This is a genomic window from Bradyrhizobium sp. 604_D8_N2_3 (assembly GCF_051810765.1).
GTDB lineage: Bacteria > Pseudomonadota > Alphaproteobacteria > Rhizobiales > Xanthobacteraceae > Bradyrhizobium > Bradyrhizobium barranii.
Genome location: NZ_JBPWPM010000001.1, coordinates 6,802,853 through 6,824,692 on the forward strand (window position 1 = coordinate 6,802,853; position 21,840 = coordinate 6,824,692).

Annotated in this window: 20 protein-coding genes; 9 read left to right on the forward strand and 11 right to left on the reverse strand. The window is 64.5% G+C overall.

What is annotated here, in order from left to right:
* Positions 1-262: 262 nt before the first annotated feature.
* From AB7245_RS32695 to AB7245_RS32720, 6 genes are all read left to right on the forward strand, one after another.
* Entirely contained in the window at positions 263-469 is a 207-nt protein-coding gene (locus AB7245_RS32695; RefSeq protein WP_084795024.1) for a hypothetical protein, read from the forward strand.
* On the forward strand, positions 466-654 hold the full coding sequence (locus AB7245_RS32700; RefSeq protein WP_084795023.1) for a hypothetical protein: 189 nt from the start codon (positions 466-468) through the stop codon (positions 652-654). Before AB7245_RS32695 ends, AB7245_RS32700 begins: the two co-directional genes overlap by 4 nt.
* Positions 655-855: 201 nt before the next feature.
* Positions 856-1,032 carry a hypothetical protein gene (locus AB7245_RS32705; RefSeq protein ID WP_166086818.1) on the forward strand — a complete coding sequence of 59 codons (177 nt, stop codon included), beginning with the start codon at positions 856-858 and terminating at the stop codon, positions 1,030-1,032.
* A 272-nt stretch (positions 1,033-1,304) separates the two neighbouring features.
* Positions 1,305-1,568 (forward strand): hypothetical protein, encoded by a 264-nt coding sequence (locus AB7245_RS32710; protein ID WP_080586857.1) that lies wholly within the window; start codon positions 1,305-1,307, stop codon positions 1,566-1,568.
* Positions 1,569-1,685: 117 nt separating this feature from the next.
* Entirely contained in the window at positions 1,686-1,946 is a 261-nt protein-coding gene (locus tag AB7245_RS32715) for a hypothetical protein (RefSeq protein ID WP_084795022.1), read from the forward strand.
* A gap of 1,313 nt (positions 1,947-3,259) precedes the next feature.
* Positions 3,260-4,420, forward strand: coding sequence for an MFS transporter (locus tag AB7245_RS32720; protein WP_063981886.1), 1,161 nt, complete (start codon positions 3,260-3,262; stop codon positions 4,418-4,420).
* A 6-nt stretch (positions 4,421-4,426) separates the two neighbouring features.
* Here the strand turns inward: AB7245_RS32720 and AB7245_RS32725 are convergent, their stop codons facing one another.
* Positions 4,427-5,416, reverse strand: coding sequence for a Bug family tripartite tricarboxylate transporter substrate binding protein (locus tag AB7245_RS32725; RefSeq protein WP_063981885.1), 990 nt, complete (start codon positions 5,414-5,416; stop codon positions 4,427-4,429).
* A gap of 291 nt (positions 5,417-5,707) precedes the next feature.
* Here AB7245_RS32725 and AB7245_RS32730 point away from each other — a divergent pair, with 291 nt between their 5' ends.
* Positions 5,708-8,548, forward strand: a complete 2,841-nt coding sequence (locus AB7245_RS32730; protein WP_063981884.1) for an ATP-binding protein — start codon at positions 5,708-5,710, stop codon at positions 8,546-8,548.
* A 44-nt stretch (positions 8,549-8,592) separates the two neighbouring features.
* On the opposite strand, the gene AB7245_RS32735 is transcribed toward AB7245_RS32730, so the two are convergent.
* From AB7245_RS32735 to AB7245_RS32745, 3 genes are all read right to left on the reverse strand, one after another.
* Entirely contained in the window at positions 8,593-9,531 is a 939-nt protein-coding gene (locus tag AB7245_RS32735; RefSeq protein WP_231142786.1) for an aldo/keto reductase, read from the reverse strand.
* Between the two features lie 83 nt (positions 9,532-9,614).
* Positions 9,615-11,108 carry an MDR family MFS transporter gene (locus AB7245_RS32740; RefSeq protein WP_135216461.1) on the reverse strand — a complete coding sequence of 498 codons (1,494 nt, stop codon included), beginning with the start codon at positions 11,106-11,108 and terminating at the stop codon, positions 9,615-9,617.
* A complete protein-coding gene (locus tag AB7245_RS32745; protein ID WP_135216462.1) occupies positions 11,105-12,247 on the reverse strand; it encodes an HlyD family secretion protein in 1,143 nt (380 codons plus the stop codon). Before AB7245_RS32745 ends, AB7245_RS32740 begins: the two co-directional genes overlap by 4 nt.
* A 139-nt stretch (positions 12,248-12,386) precedes the next feature.
* Between AB7245_RS32745 and AB7245_RS32750 the strand changes: the two genes are divergently transcribed.
* Complete coding sequence (locus tag AB7245_RS32750; protein ID WP_063981882.1) at positions 12,387-13,028, forward strand: TetR/AcrR family transcriptional regulator; 642 nt, start codon at positions 12,387-12,389, stop codon at positions 13,026-13,028.
* Positions 13,029-13,121: 93 nt separating this feature from the next.
* Here AB7245_RS32750 and msrA read toward each other — a convergent pair whose 3' ends face one another.
* From msrA to AB7245_RS32785, 7 genes are all read right to left on the reverse strand, one after another.
* Positions 13,122-13,637 (reverse strand): peptide-methionine (S)-S-oxide reductase MsrA, encoded by a 516-nt coding sequence (gene msrA / locus AB7245_RS32755; RefSeq protein ID WP_063986191.1) that lies wholly within the window; start codon positions 13,635-13,637, stop codon positions 13,122-13,124.
* A 29-nt stretch (positions 13,638-13,666) separates the two neighbouring features.
* Positions 13,667-14,152: a cupin domain-containing protein gene (locus AB7245_RS32760; protein WP_224580839.1), complete on the reverse strand. Its 486-nt coding sequence runs from the start codon at positions 14,150-14,152 to the stop codon at positions 13,667-13,669.
* A 21-nt stretch (positions 14,153-14,173) separates the two neighbouring features.
* On the reverse strand, positions 14,174-14,596 hold the full coding sequence (locus tag AB7245_RS32765) for an OsmC family protein (protein WP_014493564.1): 423 nt from the start codon (positions 14,594-14,596) through the stop codon (positions 14,174-14,176).
* A gap of 121 nt (positions 14,597-14,717) precedes the next feature.
* Positions 14,718-15,566 (reverse strand): enoyl-CoA hydratase/isomerase family protein, encoded by an 849-nt coding sequence (locus tag AB7245_RS32770; RefSeq protein ID WP_063981880.1) that lies wholly within the window; start codon positions 15,564-15,566, stop codon positions 14,718-14,720.
* A gap of 65 nt (positions 15,567-15,631) precedes the next feature.
* On the reverse strand, positions 15,632-16,945 hold the full coding sequence (locus AB7245_RS32775; protein WP_063981879.1) for an epoxide hydrolase family protein: 1,314 nt from the start codon (positions 16,943-16,945) through the stop codon (positions 15,632-15,634).
* A gap of 259 nt (positions 16,946-17,204) precedes the next feature.
* Complete coding sequence (locus tag AB7245_RS32780) at positions 17,205-17,906, reverse strand: VOC family protein (RefSeq protein ID WP_063981878.1); 702 nt, start codon at positions 17,904-17,906, stop codon at positions 17,205-17,207.
* A 33-nt stretch (positions 17,907-17,939) separates the two neighbouring features.
* Positions 17,940-18,608, reverse strand: coding sequence for a sensor histidine kinase (locus AB7245_RS32785; RefSeq protein ID WP_063981877.1), 669 nt, complete (start codon positions 18,606-18,608; stop codon positions 17,940-17,942).
* A gap of 326 nt (positions 18,609-18,934) precedes the next feature.
* Between AB7245_RS32785 and AB7245_RS32790 the strand changes: the two genes are divergently transcribed.
* Complete coding sequence (locus AB7245_RS32790) at positions 18,935-21,778, forward strand: ATP-binding protein (RefSeq protein WP_354102850.1); 2,844 nt, start codon at positions 18,935-18,937, stop codon at positions 21,776-21,778.
* Positions 21,779-21,840 lie beyond the last annotated feature (62 nt).

Here is a 21,840-nt window from a genome sequence, read left to right on the forward strand (position 1 = left end):
CAATTCGCATAAATAAAGCCGGGATTGCGCGATTGCAAACACGCTTGCGCGGGGCCGTCGCGCGGTCCCCGCAGGAACTCGCGCCCTCCACAGGACCCTGACGACCGATTGGTCATGGCCCCGGTCCTCTTTGACTGAGCGGGCCCGGAACAGACTTGCTCGAAGAGTGTTGGTCCTGCATCACCGCCCGGTCATAGGCTCTTATCGGTGATGTGAACGCCGGTTGCGCTTCCCGCCTTCCTCTTGAAGAAAGGAGCGCGCCATGAAACGGCGTCGTTTCAAGCAACAAGTGCCGCTGCAAGATCGTCTTGCGTCATTCGCCAAGACGGCGCGCGAAGTTGCGGCGCTTCTTCCCCCCGGGGCAGAAAAAGACAAACTGCTCCGCAAGGCGTCCGGGGCCGATACGGCGGACTGGCTGAACGAAAGCTTAGGGTCAACCGCCCAGCGGCCGCCCAAAGCAACTCCATGAGGGATTATCAAGCGGCTCTTGAAAAGCTTCGGAAGGATGCTGCTGAGGCCGCGCTAATCCGCGATCTTGCCACTGTCCCGACCAAGCGGGAAATGTTCGATATGTTGGCCCTGCATCTGACCAGCCTTGCCGATCATGTTGAGCTTGCGATGATCGAAGCTTCCAAGACGGCGAAGCGGGCGTAACGCCCTCAGTGCCCACCGGCAGCGGCTCGCACCGGCAGCGCCACCGCGTCACCATCGCCAGCCGCCGCGCAACGCAAGCGCAGTTCTGTTCTTGGGACAAAAGCGCAAAATCTGCAACTTGATCGAAGCCGCGCGCTCGACCGCGCCAGCATCACGGCGCGGACAGGCGACCGACAGCGGACGGCAACCAACGGAGCATGGATGATGATGGATAAAATCCAACGCGCCATTTTAGAAAATCAAGTCATCCTTGCCGAAGCCCTGTGGATGCTCCTGCATTCGCAAGGTATCAGTTCGGACGCAACGCTTCAGAACGTCTCCGCCCGCATCAAGGCTACCCGGAAGCTGCTCGAAGAACACAGCGAGGAGAACCCTTAGCGCGGCGTCGCCTCATCACCCGTCGAGCGCGGCAGCACGTCACCGCAACGGCGACAGGCGGCCTACGGCACCGCCAAGGCCCGGCAGAAGGCCGTACAGCGCGCCGCCAGCGCCGGGCCATAGGGCGGACACCGGGAGGGGCAACAGCGCACAGACCCTCCGTTGATCTAGGTCAACGTCAGCGATCCTTTAGCGCTCATGCCATGTTCAGCCGCACCTGAGGCGGCTCCCGTCACCTTTCAGTGACGCAAGCGCGAAGAGGGAGGTCCAACATGCATCCGGAGAAGCGTCTTTCGATCAAGTCAGCGACTGTTGCCGGGATTGCTGCTAGCGCCCTGTTGGGGCTTGCAGGTGTCACGCTCAATCCAGCGCCAGCCCAGGCGGTCGTGTACTGCCAGTACGTTGAATATCCAGTGGGTTGCGTTGCCCGGGCAGGCGTCGTGCTGAGGCCTCGTCCGGTGGCGCGCGCTGCGGTCCGTCATAACGCCGGTGGCAATGCAAATGGCGGCGTCAATCGCGTTGGGGCGGGGCGGTAAAGACTTGTTTCGCGGTCACGAGCGAGAAAGAAGCCGTCACCGCTTCGTCCCGGTGGCGGCTTTTTTATCGCCCCCGGCGCGGGCGCAGGCGACCGATACCGGGGGCGGCATCACGGCATGAAACACACTTGGTACGTCACTTTTGAAGTGCCGCCGGATGGCACGCTGTTAAGACGGCGACATCCGCGCTTAACCAAGACGTTTGAAACCGAAGCAGAAGCGAAGGATTTTGCGCGAACCAAATTCAACGAGGGATTGGTCGTCACCGCGGGGACCATGATCCCCCACCTGCCGAGAACGTCAATCCCGTCGCCGGAAATTCCAGCGTGGCTTGAAGCTGACGAAGTAAATGAGAGCAGCGGGCCGACCAAAAAGTAATCTTTGACGACGTTGGCACGCTGCCGGGTGCAACTGCGCCTATTTGATCTAGATCAAGCGCCGGCTCTCGACCTCAGGTGCCATGCTCTGGGGCAACAGCAACCGGGAGCCTGACGATGAGTGAACGTTCGGAGCCGAAACAGGTCTGTCGTCGCAACGCACTCACTTTCCTTGGATACGCGGCCGTGTTTGGGCTTATGGCCTCGCCCGCAATTTTGGCGGTGTCAGAGGCGGAAGCTCAGACCACCACGGCGCCCGCCACGCCCACGACGCCGCCCGCAGACGCGCCGATGTCTGGGACAGAGCGCCGTCAGGAGCGGCGAAGCGGGCGAACAGAAAGGCGCCAGGAACGCCGGACCGGACGCACAGAACGGCGTCAAGACCGGCGCACAGGACGCGACGAGCGACGGGACGCGCGCGACGGCACCCCGACCACTACAACCACCACCGAGCAGAAAAAGTAGTCCGTTCATTCGGGCCAACCACGGCAACCGGGCCGCAGCGCAGGCCCGGGAAGGCCGTACAGCGCGCGCGGATCGCAGGGCCACCGCATGGGGCGCGCCGCGATCCTCAGGCCGTTCGAGCGGCTTAAGCTTCCCGAACTCCAACTCGCGCCCAACGGCAGGATGTGAAACTAGGGCCTGATAGGGCCCGGCAGGTTCGGGCGGGCCTTTCGTTAGTGCGACTAAAACCGAAATATACCTTTAGTTTCAGGTACTTTCACCGCTTTTAACCGGCCGAAAACAGCGCTTGCGGAAAGGACCACACGGTTTTGCCGTACGCACGGCCCGCCATTTCGCCGCAGTTTTTCCAGCCCTGTCGACGGAGCCGGAAACTTACAGACGAGACGAACCTGACAGCGCCGCTCATCCGGCACGAAGTTCTGGGCTCACGGAGAGCAATCCGCCCTGCCCTTAACCTCTCGCGCCCGACGCTGTCGCGTCCACCGCAAGCCCGGCTCGCGACACATGACACGTGACGACACAAGATCGCCCCTCTTGGTGAGCCGGGATGGGCGACACATACGCCATTTCCGAATTTCGGTAAAGTGGAATATTCTTGCAAGCGCGGCTTGACACCGGCGCAGCTCGGAATGACCCGGTGTTTTGCCCGACGGCCGGGCCCGGCGGCGCGCTCGCGAATCCGGCGGCGCGCTTACGAATATCGTCCCGAACGCAACACGCTTCGGAACCTAGGTTGACGTCGCGCCGTTGTTGAGCACAGTCTGCGACAATTCGAGCATGCCTCGGACATAAAGGCGCGGCAATCTCAGGGCTTGTCGATCGCCCCGCCACTGCTTCCCCGGAGTTCCCATGCATTCTGCCGACCGGCCGGCAACGCGCCTCGCGACGCGGCTCGCCTTTCTCGTCGCGGGCTTCGGCATCGCGTGCTGGGCGCCGCTGGTGCCGTTCGCAAAGACGCGGCTCGGCGTCGATGACGGCGTTCTTGGATTGCTCCTGCTCAGCCTCGGCATCGGCTCGGTCGTCGCGATGCTTCTGACCGGAGTCATGAGCGCGCGCTACGGCAGCAAGCCGATCATCATTGCGGGCGGGCTCGGTCTGGCGCTGGTGCTGCCCCTGCTGGCGATCGCGAGCTCGCCGGCAACGCTGGCGCTGGCCCTGTTCGCCTTCGGCGCCGCGCTCGGCTCCATCGACGTCGCCATGAACATCCACGCGGTCGAGGTGGAGCGCGACGCGGGCCGCCCGCTGATGTCCGGCTTCCACGCGCTGTTCAGCATCGGCGGCTTCGCGGGATCAGCCTTGATGACTGCGCTGCTTTCGCTGCAACTCGGCGCGCTCGCCTGCACGCTGATCTGCTCCGTGCTGATGCTGGTCGCGATGCTGGCGGCCTGGCCGCGCCTGCTTCGTTCGGTGCAGGTGCTGGACGGACCGCTCTTCGTGCTGCCGCATGGCTCCGTGCTCCTGCTAGCGCTGCTCGGCGCCATCACTTTCCTCGTCGAGGGCGCGATGCTCGATTGGGGGGCGCTGCTCGTCATCGGCGCGGGCCTCGTCTCGGAGACGCAAGGCGGGATCGGCTACATCGTGTTCTCGATCGCGATGACCGCGGGGCGGCTCGGCGGCGACGCTGTCGTTGCACGCATCGGGGATCGCACGACATTGTTCTGGGGCAGCATCATTGCAATCGCGGGCTTCGTAGTCCTACTCATGGCGCCCGTAGCGGCGGTCGCCATCGGCGGCTTCCTGCTGATCGGCCTCGGTGCATCGAATCTCGTGCCGGTGCTGTTCCGCCGGGCGGCGCGGCAAACGGTGATGCCGACGGGGCTCGCCGTCGCCGCAATCACGACAGCCGGCTATGCCGGCATCCTGATCGGCCCCGCCGGCGTCGGCTTCGTCGCACGCCTTGGCGGATTGCCGACTGCATTCTGGCTTCTGGCCGCGCTGATGGGTCTCGTCACGCTGTCGGCCCGCATCGTCACGGCGGAGGGCCGGCAGACGTCGCGCGTGGAGGCCTGAGCGGCCTCACAAATTGCTCAGCCCGATCGACTTGATCACGGGCGCCAGGCTTGCCGTCGTCGCATCGACAATACGCTGGAATTTGTCCGGGCTCGAATCGCCGTCCGGCTCCATGCCCTGCGCGCGGTAGCTTGCCTGAAGCGCCGGATCGGCCATGGCGAGACGTGTCGCTTGCGCGATCTTGTCGATGACCGCATCGTCCGTGTCCTTGGGCGCGAACAGGCCGAACCATCCCCCGTAGCGGATGTCGGGCATGCCGGATTCAACGGCGGTCGGAATCTCCGGCGCCCCGCTCAGCCGCGTTTCGGTGGTGACCGCCAGCAGCCTCACTTTCCCGGTTTGAGCCAGTTGCTGCAATTGAACGGACATGACGGCAATGATCAGCGAGATCTGACCGCTGACGAGGTCGTTGGTTGCCTGCGAGATGCCCCGATACGGAACGTGGACGATATCCAGCCCGCCGGCCTGCTGCTTGAAGGATTCGCCAACCAGATGATTGCCGGTGCCGATGCCGGGTGTCCCGTAGGACAGCTTTCCCGGATTGGCCTTCGCGTAGGCGATCAGCTCACGCAGATCCGTGGCAGGCACCGACGGATGGACCGCGAAAACCAGTGCACTGCTGATCAAGCGATAGATGGCGCGAAAATCGTCGACGGAATAGCCGGGATTTTTCGAGGTCAGGGGAATGATGACCTGGGTGCTACCATTGCCGAGCAGCAGCGAATAGCCGTCGGGCTCCTCGCGCGCGACCGTCGCAGCCCCGATCGCGCCGCCCGCACCGCCGATATACTCCACGAAGGTCGGCCCAAGCAGCGACGACATCTTGTCCACCCAGGGACGCCCGATCTGGTCCCCCGCTCCGCCGGCTCCGTACGGAAGCACCAGGCGAATGGGACGAGACGGATAATCAGCGGCTTGTCCGCTGCGCGGGATCGCCGCCAGCGCCGCTGCGCCCGATAGCGCATGGACGAATCGTCGCCGCGAGAAGGAAGCCATGTTCGAATTCCGGAAGTCGATGTCGAGGCGGGACCGGCTCCCGAACCATCCAGTCTCAGCAATCTGCTACCGCCGTCAATGCGCCATCCGGGTGAGGGCACCGGTGTCATCGCCCTGTCATGTCACCATAACCCTTTACTTCTTAAGGGTTATTTCGGCGGACCGACCGATCGAAGCCATGCGCGCAGGGCTACCAGCTCTGCCCACTGCTTTCGGCCAGTTTACTGTACGCCTCGTTCTGATAGACCAAAAAGTAATACATTTTGACTCCCGTTGCGGGGGCAATGGCGCGTGCCAGATCGTACCGAAGACTCGGCCATTTCCTTTGGGCCATTTCGACTATTTCCGAAGTCGCGGCTCTTGGAGAAGGAGGGCTCGCCGCTTCACGTCGGCGGCCGCGCGCTCGATATTCTGATCTTCCTCGCCGAGCGCCCCGGCGAAGTCATCGACAAGAGAGAGCTGGTCAAGCGCATCTGGGCCGACGTCAATGTCGACGAGGGCAGCCTGCGCTTCCACGTCGCGGCACTGCGCAAGGCGCTGGGCGATACCGGCAAGTCGGCCCGTTATGTCGTCAATGTGCCCGGCCGCGGCTACTGCTTTGTCGCCTCGCTCGCTCACGCGGCCCCGCCGGCCGCTCAGCCCGCCGTGAACATCGCACCTCCCCGTTCCCTTCCCTCGCCGCTCTCGAAAATGGTCGGACGGGAGGAGATCGTCGAGAAGATATCGAACGGGCTTTCGCTGCATCGCTTCATGACGGTGGTCGGCCCCGGCGGCATCGGCAAGACCGCCGTCGCCGTCACCGTCGGGCATCGCAGATCGGCGGATTTCGGCGGGCGCGTATTCTTCGTCGACTTCGGTCCGCTGAGGGACGCCAGCCATATCGCGACCACCATCGCCTCCGCACTGGGACTGACCATCAGCGCGGAGGATCCGACGCCGGCCCTGCTGACATTTCTGAAGACCGGCCCAGCCTTGCTGATCTTCGACAGCTGCGAGCATGTGCTGGATGCGTTGGCGCCGCTCGTCGAGCGCATCGTTCGCGACACACCGCAGCTTCGCGTTCTCGCAACCAGCCGCGAGTCGTTCCGGAGCGACGGCGAACGGATTTTCCGCCTGTTCCCGCTGGATTGCCCGCCGGAGCGCGAGGACCTGGGTGTCGCCGAGGTCCTCGCTTACCCCGCGGCCCAGCTCTTCGTCGAGCGCATTGCGCAGAGCTCGGGTCCGTTCCAGCTCAGTGCGGAAGAAGCGCCGCTCGTCGCGAGCATTTGCCGGCGCCTCGACGGCATTGCGCTCGCGATCGAGCTCGCGGCCGGCCGTGTCAATGCGTACGGTATTGCCGGCACGGCGTCGCTGCTCGACAGCCGCTTCTCGTTGCAGTGGCGGGGTCGGCGCACCGCCGTACCACGACATCAGACGCTCGCCGCGGCGCTCGACTGGAGCTACGATCTGCTACCTCCCGCCGAGAGTGCCACGCTGCGACGCCTGTCGGTCTTTGCCGGGCCCTTCGCGCCGGAGGCGGCTGCCGCGGTAGCCGCCGGCGACGGCCTCGGCGCGTCCGAAACGCTGGAGGCGATCGACAGCCTCGTCACCAAATCGCTGATCTCGCCATCCGGCTCGCGAACGTTGCGCTATCGCCTGCTCGACACCACACGCACCTATGCGCATGGAAAGCTGAACGAGCTCGGCGAGACCGGTCAGTTCGCGCGCCGTCATGCAGAGCATTTTCGCGACTTCTTCGAGCGCGCGGAGGCCGATACATCGACGCCGCTGCCGGAATGGCTGAGCATCTATGGCGCGGAGCTAGACAATGTGCGCGCCGCATTGAACTGGGCCTTCGGGCCCGACGGTGACGCCGCACTCGGGATCGCGCTGACGGCGGCTGCCGTCACGCTGTGGGTCCGCCTGTCCCTGTTCGCCGAATGCCGCGAGCGCGCCAAGACGGCGCTCACCGCGCTCGGCGACAGCGGCGGCGACGATCGCATTCGCATGCAACTCCTGTCGGCGCTCGGCTGGTCGCTGATGTATGGCGAGGGCCGCGCCCGCGAGGCGCGTCCGATCCTCGAGACGACCCTGGAGCTGGCTGACAGGCTCGACGACAAGGACTTCCGGCTGCGCGCGCTCTGGGGCTTGTGCATCGACCAGTTCAACAACGGACAGTTCGGCAAGGCCCGTGCGCTCGCCGACCGGTTTGCGAATGCAGCGGCGAACTCGCCGGACAGGACCGATCTCATGCTGGGCGACCGGCTGATGGCGGTGGCGCTGCATTATCTCGGCGATCAGAACGACGCACGGCTGCGCATCGACCGCGTGAACGCGTCGCTGCATGTGCTGGCGGAGAAGCCGAAGATCTTCCCGCTCGACCTCAGGATATCGACGCAATATTTCCGGGCCCGCATCCTGTGGCTTCAGGGCCTCGCCGATCAGGCTCAGGCGCTCGCCACCCGAAACATCGAGGAAGGTCGTGCCAACGGCCACGCGCTGACTTTCTGTAGCGTGCTGGGGCAAGCCGCCTGCCCGATCGCCTTCTGGTCCGGCGATTTCGAGGCCGCGGAGCGCCACGGCAGCGAGCTGCTCGAACACACCGAGCGCCACGCCATCCGGCTGTGGGGCCTGTGGGCACGGGCCTTCAACGCGGCGGTCATCGTAAGGCGTGGCGACGTCGCAACCGGCCTGCCGCTGCTGCGCGAAGAGCTCAATCGCGCCGGCGATGCGCGTTTCCTGCCGCGCTTTCTTCCGCTGCTCGGCGAACTCGCCGCGTGCTCCGGCGAGGCCCACCAGGTCGACCGTGGCCTCGACGTGATCGAGGACGTCCTGACCCGCTGCAACGACCGGCAGGAGCTGTGGTATCTGCCGGAACTGATCCGCATCAAGGGCGAATTGTTGCTCAACAGCCCGCGGCATGCGGGGGGCGCCGAGGCGCGCTTTCGCGAGGCCATGGACATTGCCAACCAGCAGGGCGCGCGATTCTGGGAGCTGCGCGGGGCGATCAGCCTCGCGCGGTTCATGATCGGAGCCGGCCAGAATGCAGAAGCCCTGGTAATTCTCGAACGTGCATGCGGGCCGTTCAGCGAGGGCGCCGGCATCGCCGATATCCGCAGCGCGCGCGATTTGATCGCGCAACTCCGGACTTGACGAGGCCGGCCGAAGGCCTTCGGCCTTCGTACCACACCGCTCGCTCATCCTGCCCGCGGAATGAATCCGGGCACGCCGGTCTCGACCACTGTGTTGAAGCGGACATTCGTCGTGATGTGGTCCCGCATCTCCCGCATGGCGTCTTCAGGCAGCGTCGAAATATCGAAGTTTTCCTCGATCCGCCGAGGATTGGTTGAGGTCGTCAGGAAAGCCGTGCCGCGCTGGACGGCCCAGGCCAGGGCGACTTGAGCCGACGTCTTGTGCAGGCGTTCCGCGATGGCGGTGATCACGGGGTCAGCGAGGAGGTTCGGCTTCATGGCGTGTCCCAGCGCGGCAAACGCCTGCAGCACAATTCCATGCTCCCGACAGAAGTCGAGCAGGTCCCATTCGGGCAGGTACGGATGCGATTCGACCTGCACCATGGCAGGCCTGATCCGCGCGACCTCGACGATCTCGCGCAGCTTCGCCAAGGTGATGTCCGACAGCCCGATCGACTTGCAGTGCCCCTCGTCGACGAGGCGCTCTAGCGCCCCCCATGTCTCCGCCAACGTCACGCCTGAATCATAGATCACATGGCCACTCGCGTCCCTCGGGTCCTGCTCGTCACCGGGTTGAAAGGCGAAGGGGGTATGGATGATGTAGCAATCGATCTCGTCGAGTTGCAGCCGTCTGCGACTGGCGTCGAAGGCAGGCCTGACCCGCTCCGGCCGATGATTGGTGTTCCATAGCTTCGTCGTAACGAACAGGTCCTGGCGCCGAAGCGTGCCCGCCTTGAACGCATCCTGCATCGCCTCGCCGACGGCCGCTTCGTTGCGATAGCGCTCGGCACAATCGAGATGTCGAAATCCGGCCTCCAATGCAGCCCTGGTGGCCTGCCGGGTCACGTGCGGATCGGGAATGAGCGTGCCAAATCCGACTGCGGGAATCGTCACGGCCTCATGCGTGGGAATTCTCGTGTAACGAAGTGAATCGGAGGTCGTCATGGTGATACTCCTTGTTGACTGCTGGCCGCGCGATGCGGACCAAGCGATCGAGGTTGCGGACACTTTTTCACGACTCTCCGGCGTTAGCCGACGGGACGCGGCCTACGAAGAAAGAACACCAGCGGGATCACGACGAGCATGGCGAACATCAGGATCTCGAACTGATCGATGACCGCGACCGTGGCCGCCTGGCGCGTGACCATGCCGTTGAGGGCGGCAAGGCCTGGCTTCCCGATCGGGCCCGTGACATTCGCCGCGACACGATAAGGCGTGAGATGCTTGGCGAGCGCGATATGCACGGCCTGAGTGTTGGCATAGAAGAACAGCTGGACCACCGCGATGCCGATGGTGCTGCCGTAAAGGCGCGACAGGTTGATCAGCGCACTGCCTTCAGGGCGAAGCTTCGGATCGAGCGTTCCGAACGCGGCCCTCACCAGCGCCGGCAACAACATGCCGAGACCTGCGCCCTGGAGGAAACCTGCTTCGACGACCGGCCGCCAATCCATCGCCGGCGAATAGCCGAGCATCAGCCAGTTGGCATAGACCACCAGCGCCATTCCACCCATGAGGAACGGCCGGTAGTCGACCTGTCCCGGAACCAGGCTCGTCAGCACGAGCGCTCCCACCAGCGCCACGCCGCGTGGCATACTCATGTAGCCGGTGGTATCGACAGGGTAGTTGAGCAACTCCTCCAGCATCGGGGACGTCAATGCCAATGTCGGCAGCAGGACGAAGCCGAGCGCAAAGGAGATCACCGTCGAGAGGACGAGATTGCGATCCCTGAACAGCGCCGTGCGGAGAAAATGTTCCTTCTTCGTCAGAACGTGCACGATGAAGAGATAGAATCCCAGGACCGAGGCGATCGCTTCAACCCAGATCTCCGTCGAGGCGAACCATTCGAGGCGCTCGCCGCGATCCAGCAGCATCTGCAGCCCGATCATGCCGGCGGAGAAGGTCGTCAGGCCGAAGACGTCGAAGGGCTGGCTCCGCTCTGCCCGCTTCTCGCCCAGCAACAGCGCCATCGTCAAGGCGATGAAGGCCGTCATGGGCAGGCTGACATAGAAGATCGACGGCCAGCCGTAATATTCGCTGAGCCAGCCACCAAGAGCGGGGCCGGTGCTGATGCCGAGCAGCGAGCAGACCGTCAATGCCAGGCCCATGCGCGCTTGTCGCGCCGCCGGCGTCGCCTCTAGCAGAATCGCCAATGAGAGCGGCGCAAGTGGTCCGCTGGCCGCGCCCTGAAGAATCCGCGCCAGCACGAACTGGATCGACGTCGTCGCCAGCGTGTCGAGGACAAGACCAAGCGTGAAGACGGCAAGGGCTGCTTGATAGACCGCCTTGCGGCCATAGCGTCCCGCGAGCCATTGGGTGATCGACATGGTCACGGCGCTTGCAGCGATATACGAGGAGAACACCCAGCCGACCTCGTCATTGGCCATCGAGAGCGTGGCCTGGATGTGCGGCAGCGCGGCGTTCGGGATCGAAATGTTGACGGCCTGCATGTAGGTCGCCATCAGGGCGGCCGCCGAGATTGCATGATGACCGCCGGTCGCGGTCGATGGGAGGGTCGTACTCATTTGACCTCCGTCGCAAGCGCAGGCTGGAGCAGATGCAGCCAGTTGCGACGATGGCCGGTGTCGACCCGCGCCGTCACGCTGATGCCGGAGAACAGCGGCCGGGTCGGATCGGAATCGTCGAGCTCGAGGCGCACCGGCAGCCGCTGCACGACCTTGACCCAATTCCCGGTCGCATTCTCCGGCGGCAGGATCGAGAAGTCCGACCCGGTGCCGGGACTCATGCTGACGATATGCGCCTTGAATTTTCCATCCGGATAGGCGTCGACGTCGATCCTCGCCTCCTGGCCCGGCCGCATGTGGGTCAGGCCCGTCTCACGAAAATTCGCCTCGATCCAGACGTCCCGGCTCGACATCAGTGAGAACGTGGGCGCGCCCGCGTTGACGAAACCGCCGATCTGCAGATCGTCGACCTTGGTCACGATACCGTCGTCGGGCGCCTTCACCGTGGCGTAGGAGAGGTCGAGCCGCGCGCGATCGAGCTGCGCCCTGGCCGCGCGGACCGTCGGGTGGCGGTCGACATCGATGTCGGGGTCACCGTTGAGCGCGACGACCGTATTGGCGATCTGCTGTTCGATCGATGCCACCCGATGGCGCGCGACCTTGAGATCGGTCTCGGCCCGCTCGTAGACCGCGCGCGGCGTGAAGTCGGAGGCGACCAGCATCCTCTTGCGGTCGAACTCGCGCTCGTCGAAAGAGGCCGAGTCCTTCGCCGATTGCAGCTCCGCCTGCTGTTGGCGGTAGGTCGCCTTGAGGGAGTCGATCTGGAGCCGCGCGCTGCCGAGCCGGGCTTCGGCTTGATCGACGGCGATCTGGTAGGGCTCCGGGTCAATTCGAAACAGCACCTGGCCCTGCCGGACGCGCTCGTTGTCGCGCACGGCGATCTCGACCGCCTGGCCGGACACCCGCGCGTTGATGGTGACTTTCGCGGCGCGCACGAACGCATCGTCGGTCGAGACAAATTGTTCCTGCGCCAGATACATGAAGGCGCCGAACACGGCAGCCGCGGCGGGCACCACGAGCATCAGGGGCCGGCGCAGCCGCCTGGCAAGATCCGCTCCGAACCACAGCGCGGCGGCCTCGCTCCCGCGGAAGCTGCGATCGCCCAGCCAGCCGGCGATTGGCGCAAAGTTCAAACCCATCGTCCTCGTCCCTATCTCATTTACTAACGTTCGTTACAAATATTGTACCCCGATGCAGCGATCAAGCCGCGCGGCCATTGATTTTTATAACGATCCATACAAATATACGTGTGGAACATGGCAACCAGGTTCGAACGACATGGCACGGAAAAAGAGCGAGACGGGCCCGGCGCGCCGGGGACGGCCACCCGCCTACGACACTGAGACGGCCCTCAAGCGGGCGACAGAAACGTTCTGGAGGACGGGCTATTCCGGCACGTCCCTGGACAAGGTCGCGGCCGCGACCGGCATGAGCCCACCGAGCCTCTACGCGGTGTTCGGCAACAAGCACGCGCTCTATCTCGAGGCGTTGGCGCGCTATTGGGAGATCAGCCTCGCCGCAACGCGCGAGGCTCTCGCAGGGGACCATCCCTTGGACGAAGCGCTGATGCTGGCCTATGACGCGGCGCTGTCGATCTACTTTTCCGGCAAGGGATCAGCGCGTGGCTGCTTCGTGGTCGGTACCGCGGTGACCGAAGTCGCCGAGGATGCGGCGATCCGGAGCAGCGTTGCGACGGGACTACGCGCGATCGATGCCGATTTCGAGGCCCGCTTCCGCCTGGCGCAGGACAAGGGCGAGCTGGATCGCGAGGCCGATCCGGCTGCACTCGCGATCCTTGCCGCCGCCACGATGCAGACGATCGCCATCCGCGCCCGCGCCGGCGCACGCCGCGCCGATCTGAGGGAGGTCGCCCGCAAGGCGGTGACAGTGATCTGCCGACGCCGGTCGGAGGCGCATTGAGCCCCGAGGAATTCTCGTGATCGTACGATGAGGGGAGTTCGCACATTTGCACTCCTCGTCAAAGGCCCTCGGCGCCCTTACGCGACAATCCGCTTAGCCTCCCACGGCGGCCGCGCGCCTTGGCAGCTTCCAGTCGGGCCGGATGAAGTGGCAGGTGTAGCCATCGGGATAGCGCTCGAGATAATCCTGATGCTCGGGCTCGGCTTCCCAGAACTCCGCTGCGGGCGCGACCTCGGTCACCACTTTGCCGGGCCAGAGGCCTGACGCCTCGACATCGGCGATGGTGTCTTCGGCGACTCTCTTCTGCTCGTCACTCGTATAGAGGATTGCCGAGCGGTAGCTCGTGCCCAGATCATTGCCCTGGCGGTTGAGCGTGGTGGGATCGTGGATCTGGAAGAAAAACTCCAGCATGGTCCGGAAGCTCGTCTTCGCGGGATTGAAGATGATCTCGATCCCCTCGGCGTGGCCCTCGTGATTGCGATAGGTGGCGTTCTTCACATGCCCGCCAGTGTAACCGACACGGGTGGAGATCACCCCCGGTTGCCTGCGGATCAGATCCTGCATGCCCCAGAAGCAGCCTCCGGCCAAAACTGCACGCTCTGTCGTCATCTGATGCTCCATTGGTTTCGTCGAGATAGTCAGCGCTTGTCCGCTGCCGGATGCAAGCGCGGGTCATCATGGTCATCGTGATATTCGAGGCCCAGCGGCCCGATGGCGGAGACCTGTGTGACGTATTCGCCGGACTTCGCCCAGTGAAAATGCCAGGTCTCGCCGGGCAGCACGATGACGCTGCCCGGCGGATAGGCTTTCACCTGGTCGCCATCAAAACGCTCGCCGAGGCCGATGTAGAACACACCCGACATGACCGTGTAGATGCGATCTTCCGGATGCTTGTGCGGCATCAGCTTCGTGCCCCCGGGCACCTTCACCCGGACCACGTAAGGTCCGGGTTCATTGGGATGGCCGACCATCACCGCCAGCCGCGCGCCCGGCGGGAACGCAGGGAACGGTTGCCAAGCGATGTCCTCGGGCAAAATCGCCCGGAACCTGTCTTCATCCGGCTGATGCTGGCGAGGCAGATCTTGACGAGGCGGATCTTGGCGAGAGAGATCTTGGCGAGGCATGGCACCGCTCCCTGTGTTGGATCAGGTCAATTTGGCGTCGAGCGTGATCGCGGCGTTGAGCACCTTCGACACCGGACAGTTCTTCTCGGCCTCGCCGGCGATCTTGGCGAAACCTGCGTCGTCAAGGTTCGGCACCTTGGCGCGAAGCGTCAGTGCCGACTTGCTGATCTTGAAGCCTTTGCCTTCCGGCTCGAGCGTGATGGCGGCTTCCGTCGACAGCTCGTCCGGCGTGAAGCCGGCGAGCTGAAGGCCGAAGGCCAGTGCCATGGTAAAGCAACCGGCATGGGCCGCGGCGATCAACTCCTCGGGATTGGTGCCCTTCTCGTTCTCGAAGCGGGTCTTGAACGAATAGGGTGTCCCGGCGAGCACGCCGGATTCGCTCGACAGATGGCCGGTGCCGTCGCGACCGGTGCCCTTCCAGACTGCTGTTGCCTTGCGGATCATCTCAATTCTCCTTGTTGGTTTTTAAGTTGGTCTTTGGCACCGGCGCTCGGTAGCGGAGGAAAGCGACATTGGCACGACCGCCTGTCACTCCTCCAACCGGCCGAACGCCACAGCGGTTCCGTTAGCCGCTGATTTGACCCACATGGAAGCCCAGCCGGTTCTCGACGTCGCCGGCGCGGTGGAAGCCGCGCGCCATCAGCGCCTTCATGCGGGTCTGGCTGGCAGGACGGCCGAGCGCGGCCAGGAACGCGTCCCACTCCGGCTTGATCTCGTCATCCGGCGGCAGGCTCGCAACATCGACGAGACGCTTGGTCTCGGCGATAGCCTCCTTGTCGAACGACGCAATGCGCATGGCGAGCGCCTCGACGAAGCCGTCGAGCTCCGCATCCGGCAGCGAACGGTTCACGTAGCCGTAACGCTCGGCGAGATCGCCGTGGATGTCATCGGCACCGAGCAACACTTCGAGCGCGCGGCCTCGGCCCATCAGCCGCGGCAACCGGGCCATCGGTCCGCCGCCGGGCACGAGTCCCGCGCCGACCTCCCATTGCGACAGGATCGCCTTCTCGCGGCTGGCAAAGCGCATGTCGCTCGCCAGCGCGAGCTCGCTGCCGACCCCGGTCGCACGGCCCCGGATCGAGGCAATGGAGACGACCGGCGCGCGGCTGAGGCGCACCAGCATGTCGGGCAGCGCCTGCAGGCCGGTCGGCCCGGGTGGAACGCGAAGCGAGTCCTCAAGCGGCGCCAGGAAGTCGTAATGCGTGATGAAGAAGCCTTCGACGGCGCTGTCGAATACGACCACCTTCACGTCCGGATCGGTCTCAATCGCGGTGATGATGTCGTTGAGCAGCGGAAGGTGCTTTGGACCGAAGATGTTCACCGGCGGCATGTCGAAGGTGACACGCCAGTATGTCGGCAGGCGGCGCTCCAGGCGAATGTCCTCGGTGGTGAAGATCTGTACGGGGCGGTTCATTGTTGGCACTCCTGACATGTATGTTCGAAAATGGAACGCACGGCAGCGCGCGTCCCCTGCTCGGTTCAGATCGACTGGCGCAGCGGGCGGAACGCGGTGCGCATTTCCACAGAGAACAGCGCGGGCTGCTCCCAGGCCGCGAAGTGGCCGCCCTTGTCGAGGCGGTTGTAGTGCATCAGCTTCGGATAGGCCTTCTCGGCCCAGCTGCGCGGCGCGGCATAGATCTCGTCAGGGAACACGCTGACGGCGACCGGGATATTGATGTGCTTGGGCGCGAAGAACACCAGCTTGTTCTCCCAGTAGAGCCGCGCCGACGACACCGCGGTGTTGGTGAGCCAGTAGAGCGTGATGTTGTCGATCACGTCGTCCCGCGACAGGCCTTCGGTCTTGCCGTCGAACACCCGCGCGATCATCGCAGCACTGCGTGCGTCGTGATCGAGCATCCAGGATGCAAGACCGGCCGGCGAGTCGACGAGGCCATAGAGCGTCTGCGGCCGGTTCGACATCTCGAAGGCGTAGCCGAGGCCGTGCTTGTAGAAATCGTCGAGCTGGTCGTAGGCAATGCGCTCGTCGGCCGAGAGGTTTGACGGCCGCGTCCCGCCGGGCTGAAGCGCCTTGGCGATGTCGTCGGGAACGGTGGCGGGCATGTTGGTGTGAATGCCGAGCAGCTCCGGCGGTGCGATCACCGCCATCTGCTCCGTGACGGCATTGCCCCAATCGCCGCCCTGCGCCACGTAGCGGTTGTAGCCGAGGCGCTTCATCAGCACGATCCAGGCGCGCGCGATGCGCTGGGGATCCCAGCCGAGCTCCGTCGGCTTGCCGGAGAAGCCGTGGCCGGGAAGCGAGGGGATCACCAGGTCGAATGCATCCGCAGCCTTCGCGCCATGCGCGGTGGGATCGGTGAGCGGGCCGACAATCTTCATCTGTTCGATGATCGAGCCCGGCCACCCATGCGTGACGACCATCGGCAGCGCGTTCTCGTGGCGGGAGCGGATGTGAATGAAGTGGATGTCGACGCCGTCGATCTCGGTGACGAATTGCGGCAAGGCGTTCAGCCGCGCCTCCATCTTGCGCCAGTCGTATTCGTTCTGCCAGTACCGCACGAGCTGCTGAAGCGTCGTGAGCTGCACGCCCTGCGATTCGTCGGCGACGATCTCGCGATCCGGCCAGCGTGTCGCTGTGAGGCGGCGGCGGAGGTCAAGCAGATCTTCCTCGGGTACGCTGACGCGGAACGGCCGGATGGCGCCGCTTGGAGCGGCCTTTGCCGGACGCAGCGGCAGCAGGCTCGCCACGCTGGCGGCAACCGCGGTCATTGCGGCCTGGCTCAGCAATTGACGGCGGTCGGGATTGAGTATGTCGGCTCGTGCTTGCGTTGTCATGTCGGATCTCCCTGGCTTTGGTCGGTGACGCCAACCGAATTCGAAATCGACGCGTCGGTTCGTCGTGAGGAGAGATTGGCGCAGGTCCTGGCAATTAGCTCGTTATCGGTTGTTAGGCCGCGTTAGCCGTTGCGAGTCCGGGGGATGCAGGAAAGCGAGCGACGATGACGATACGCGCGATGCAGAAGCAACTCGGCGCGCGACGAGTTCAATCGGCGCGCGCCCTGTCTGTGAATTCAGGCGATGTGTTCATTACAACTCAGGAGGGCAGCGGTTGACCGGCCTGCTCGCGGACGATGTAGTCGGCGTACCAATCCGCCCAGTTCTCGTCGTGTCCGCCGATGCGCTTCTCGTGCTCACCATGCGCGACAGCGGCACGTCGCAGGGTTGCGGCCAGATCGGCCGTTGAGGCAAACGTCGTGCCGTCACCAGCGATGCGTCCAGGCAGTCGCGTCGTGACCTCCTGGAACAGCCAGCCATTACCGTCGGGATCGCTGAACGAGGCAAACGAGCTGTAGCTGCCGCGCTTCGGGTCAGCACCGCTGACCCGGACGCTGCCGAACAGATACGGCTCGTCCGGACCGGCGTGAACGTCGCCCGCACCATGGAATGGTGCGCTCACCGCGATGCCACGGTCGAGCAGATCCTGTCGCGCCGCCGCCAGATCGGAGACGATCAGGTACAGCCCGCGCGCCGAACCGGGCGCTGCCGGTGTGACGTTCTTGCCGAAGATCACCGAACAGGCCGAACCCGGCGGCGTGAACTGGATCACGCGCCATTCGTCACCTGAGGCAAAATCGGCGTCCAATCGCCAGCCGAGGCGCGTGTAGAACGCCTTGGCGCGGTCGACATCCGACACGGGGATGACGACGATCTCGAGCTTCAGATCAACGCCACGCGATGTCGAAGACGTGTTCGGAGACCTCGCCGCGGCGTCGCGGTCGATTTCGGTGCCGGCCATGTCGAACTCCCTGAGTTGAAATTGAAGCGAGCTTCAAGCGGCAGTGGGCATCACGATCGTCACGCGTGTGCCGCCCTGGTTCGCCTCGCCCTGCAACCGCGCGTCGATACTGCGTGCGAGCCCTTCAAGGATGCGGCTGCCGGTGCCCTGAAGCGGACCGGTCGCGCCGATGCCGTTGTCAGCCACCGTGCAGAGCCAGGCGCCGTCGCGGTTGGCCATTTCGATCCGGATCAGCGCATCGTTCCTGTTCGGGAAGGCATGTTTGGCGGCATTCGTGACCAGCTCCGTCAGCATCAACGCCAGCCGATGACACTGCGATGCCGGCAGCGCCCCGCTCTCGATCGCTGCCTCGCAGCGGATGCCGGCCGGTTCCAGCACTGCCTCGGAGAGCGCCTCGCACAGGTTTTCGAAGAAGGCCTCGACGGAGACGGCGGTCAGACTGTCGCTGTCGGACAAAAGCTGATAGAGCCTGCCGAACGCGACGATGCGCTGCTCGAACCGGTCCACCGCGCCCGACATATCCCTGGTACCCGGCCGCGAGAAGTCGCGGCGGACTGACGCACCCAGCAGCGTCAGCGTGTTCTTCATCCGATGGTGGGATTCCCGCAGCACCAGTTCCCAGTCACGCGACTGATCATCAAGGCTGGCAATGTGCTGAGAACGAACGAAATGGTCGCTCGTCTCCAAGCCGATAGCGGACATGATAGCCTCCCCGTTGGATCTAGGACCTAATTCGAAGCGTATACTGGATGCACCGCGCGCGTTTTGCTCGTTAGACGTTGCAAGATTTTGTTATGATCGGCGGCACAAGTTGGCGGCCAGACCGTCCTCTCGACGGTCAAGCACGCTGACGGGTCGTCCCGATCGCTTCCCAAGCCGCTCGCGTTTAAGCGAAATTTGTCACGCATCATCCCGGTGCGGCCGAATGACTTGCCGCGCGATTTCGCCACTTTCGACCAGTTTACTCATAACCTCGTTCTGCTAGATCAGGATGCGGACAACAGCCCCTTCACTGGATTCATTGGCGCGTGGTGGACACTAACGACCAGGATGCGGCGATTTCCTTCGGGCCATTCCGGCTGTACGCAAGGTCGCGCCTGCTCGAGAAGGACGGCGCTCCGCTTCACCTCGGCGGCCGCGCACTCGACATCCTCATTTTTCTCGTCGAGCGCGCCGGCGAGGTCATCGACAAGCGTGAGTTGATCAAGCGCGTCTGGGCCGACGTGACGGTCGATGAAGGCAGCCTGCGCTTCCACATCACGACGCTACGCAAGGCCTTGGGGGATGCCGGTGAAGGCTCCCGCTATGTCGTCAATGTGCCCGGCCGTGGCTATTGCTTCGCGGGCCCGCTGGTCCGGTCCGAATCGCCGGAGACGCGGACAAGCCCGGCCGTCCCGTCGCCTCACATACTCCCGCCGCCGCTTGCCAGGATGATCGGACGAGACGACGCGGTCGAGCGGATTTCCACCGAGCTTGCGCAGCATCGCTTCGTGACAATTGTCGGCCCCGGCGGGATTGGCAAGACTTCCGTCGCGCTCGCCGTCGCGCATCGCGAACTCCAGGCCTTCGACGGTCAGGTCAACTTCGTTGATTTCGGCGCGCTGACGGATGCCAGGCTCGTTCCAAGCACCATCGCCGCCACGCTCGGCCTGACCGTCAATTCCGAGGACCCGATGCCGGGCCTGCTGACGGTGCTGCGCAACCGTCGGATGCTGCTGATCTTCGACAGCTGTGAGCACATCATCGACGAGCTCGCGCCCTTGGCCGAGCACATCGTCCAGGAGGCGCCCGAGCTGCACATTCTCGCCACCAGCCGCGAATCCTTTCGCACCGAAGGCGAACGCGTCCACCGGTTGTTTCCGCTGGACTGCCCGCCCCAGCGCGACGGGCTCGGCATCGCCGAGATCCTTGCCTATCCCGCAAGCCAGCTCTTCGTGGAACGCATTGCCGAGAGCCTGGGCGAATTCGAACTGAGCGAGGAGGATGCACCGCTTGTCGCCGAGATCTGCCGGCGACTGGACGGCATCGCGCTCGCGATCGAGCTCGCCGCCGGACGCGTGAACGCCTATGGCATTGCCGGAACCGCCTCGCTGCTCGACAGCCGCTTCGCGCTGCTGTGGCGGGGACGCCGTACCGCGATCCCGCGGCACCAGACCCTGAGCGCGGCGCTCGCCTGGAGCTATGATCTGTTGCCGGCGGCCGAAAGCGCGACGCTGCGCGGTTTGTCGGTGTTCGTCGGGCCATTCACGATGGAGGCCGCGCTCGCCGTTGCGTCCAGCCAGGGCATCAGCGAGCCCGAGGCGGTCGAGGCGATCTCGAACCTGCTCTCCAAATCGCTGATCGCAACCTCACCTGCGGAGCGGCGGCTGCGCTATCGTCTGCTCGACACCACCCGCGCCTTCGCCGGCGCGAAGCTCGTCGAGAACGGCGAAGCGCCCCGTGTCGCGCGCGCTCACGCCGAATATTTCCGCGACTTCCTGCGCGACATCGCGCTCAAATCCACGGGCATGCAGACCGCGGGCGGCTTCCTTCCCTATGCCGACCATTTGCCCAATGTCAGGGCCGCGCTGGCCTGGAGCTTTTCGGATAACGCCGACCGGACGATCGGCGTGGATCTGGCGGCTTCGGCGGCCCAGTTTTTCCTCGAACTGACATTGCTGACGGAGTGCTATCGCTGGACGAAGCAGGCGCTTGTCTCTCTCGATACGAATTCGATCGACCGCCGCCAGGAGATGACGTTGCAGGCCGCGCTCGGCGTCTCCGTGATGTTCACGCAGGGCAATACCGAAGCGGTCCGGTCGGCGTTCACACGAAGTCTTCAGCTTGCGCTGGATCTCGAGGATCTGCACTGGCAGCTCTGGCTGCTGCGCGGATTGCACATCTACCTGACCAGGGTCGGGGATTTTCACGGCGCGCTCGGCACCGGCGAGCAGGGCGAGAGCGTTGCGCGCAAGCTGAATGATCCGGCCGCCGCGCTGAACGTGGAATGGATGCTGGGCGTCGCGCACCATCTGATCGGCAATCAGGACAAGGCCGTGCAGTTCTGCGAGAGCGCGATGGTGCACAATCCCGGCTCGCAGCGGCTGAACATCGGGCACCTCGGTTATGACGACCGCATCGTCGCGCTGGTCGCGCTGGCGCGCGGGCTCTGGCTCACCGGCCGGCCCGATCGCGCGATCGAGGCGGCGAGATACACCGTTCGCGAGGCGGAACTGCTCGAACAACCCCTCACCCTCGGCATCTCCCTGATCTGGACGATCTACGTGTTCCTCTGGGTCGGCGACTGGGCCAATGCCGAAATCCTGATCGAGCGGCTGATCGACCATTCGGCGCGGCACTTCCTTGGTCCCTATCACGCCGTCGGCATCGGCCAGAAGGGCGAGCTCATGCTTCGCCGCGGCGACATCGCCGGCGGGATCGAGCATCTTCGCCGCAGCCAGGCCACGCTGTACGCGACGCGGCACCGGATCATGACGACGGTGTTTGCGACGGCGCTGGCGGAGGGCCTCGTCGCGGAGAACCAGCCGGACGAGGCCTTGCGCACGATCAATGAGGCCATTGCGCAGATTCCAGATCATGGCGAATCCTTCGACATGCCGGAGATGCTCCGGGTCAAGGGCGACATCCTCGTCCGGTCGGGAAACACCGCCGAGGCCGAGAGTTGCCTCCGGAAATCGCTCGATCTGTCGCGCCGGCAGTGCGCGCTCGGCTGGGAGCTGCGGGGGGCGATCAGCCTCGGCCGGGTCTGGCGCCAGGCCGGACAGGCGGGCGAAGCACGCGCTCTGCTCGCCCCGCTCGTCGCGCGATACCAGGAAGGCCTCCAGACCCGCGATCTCGTGGCCGCCAGGGAGCTCCTGAGCGCGCTGAATTGACAGTATCTTCAACAGGATACCGTCCAAGCACCTGCTCGCAAGTCCTAACAACTTCTAACACG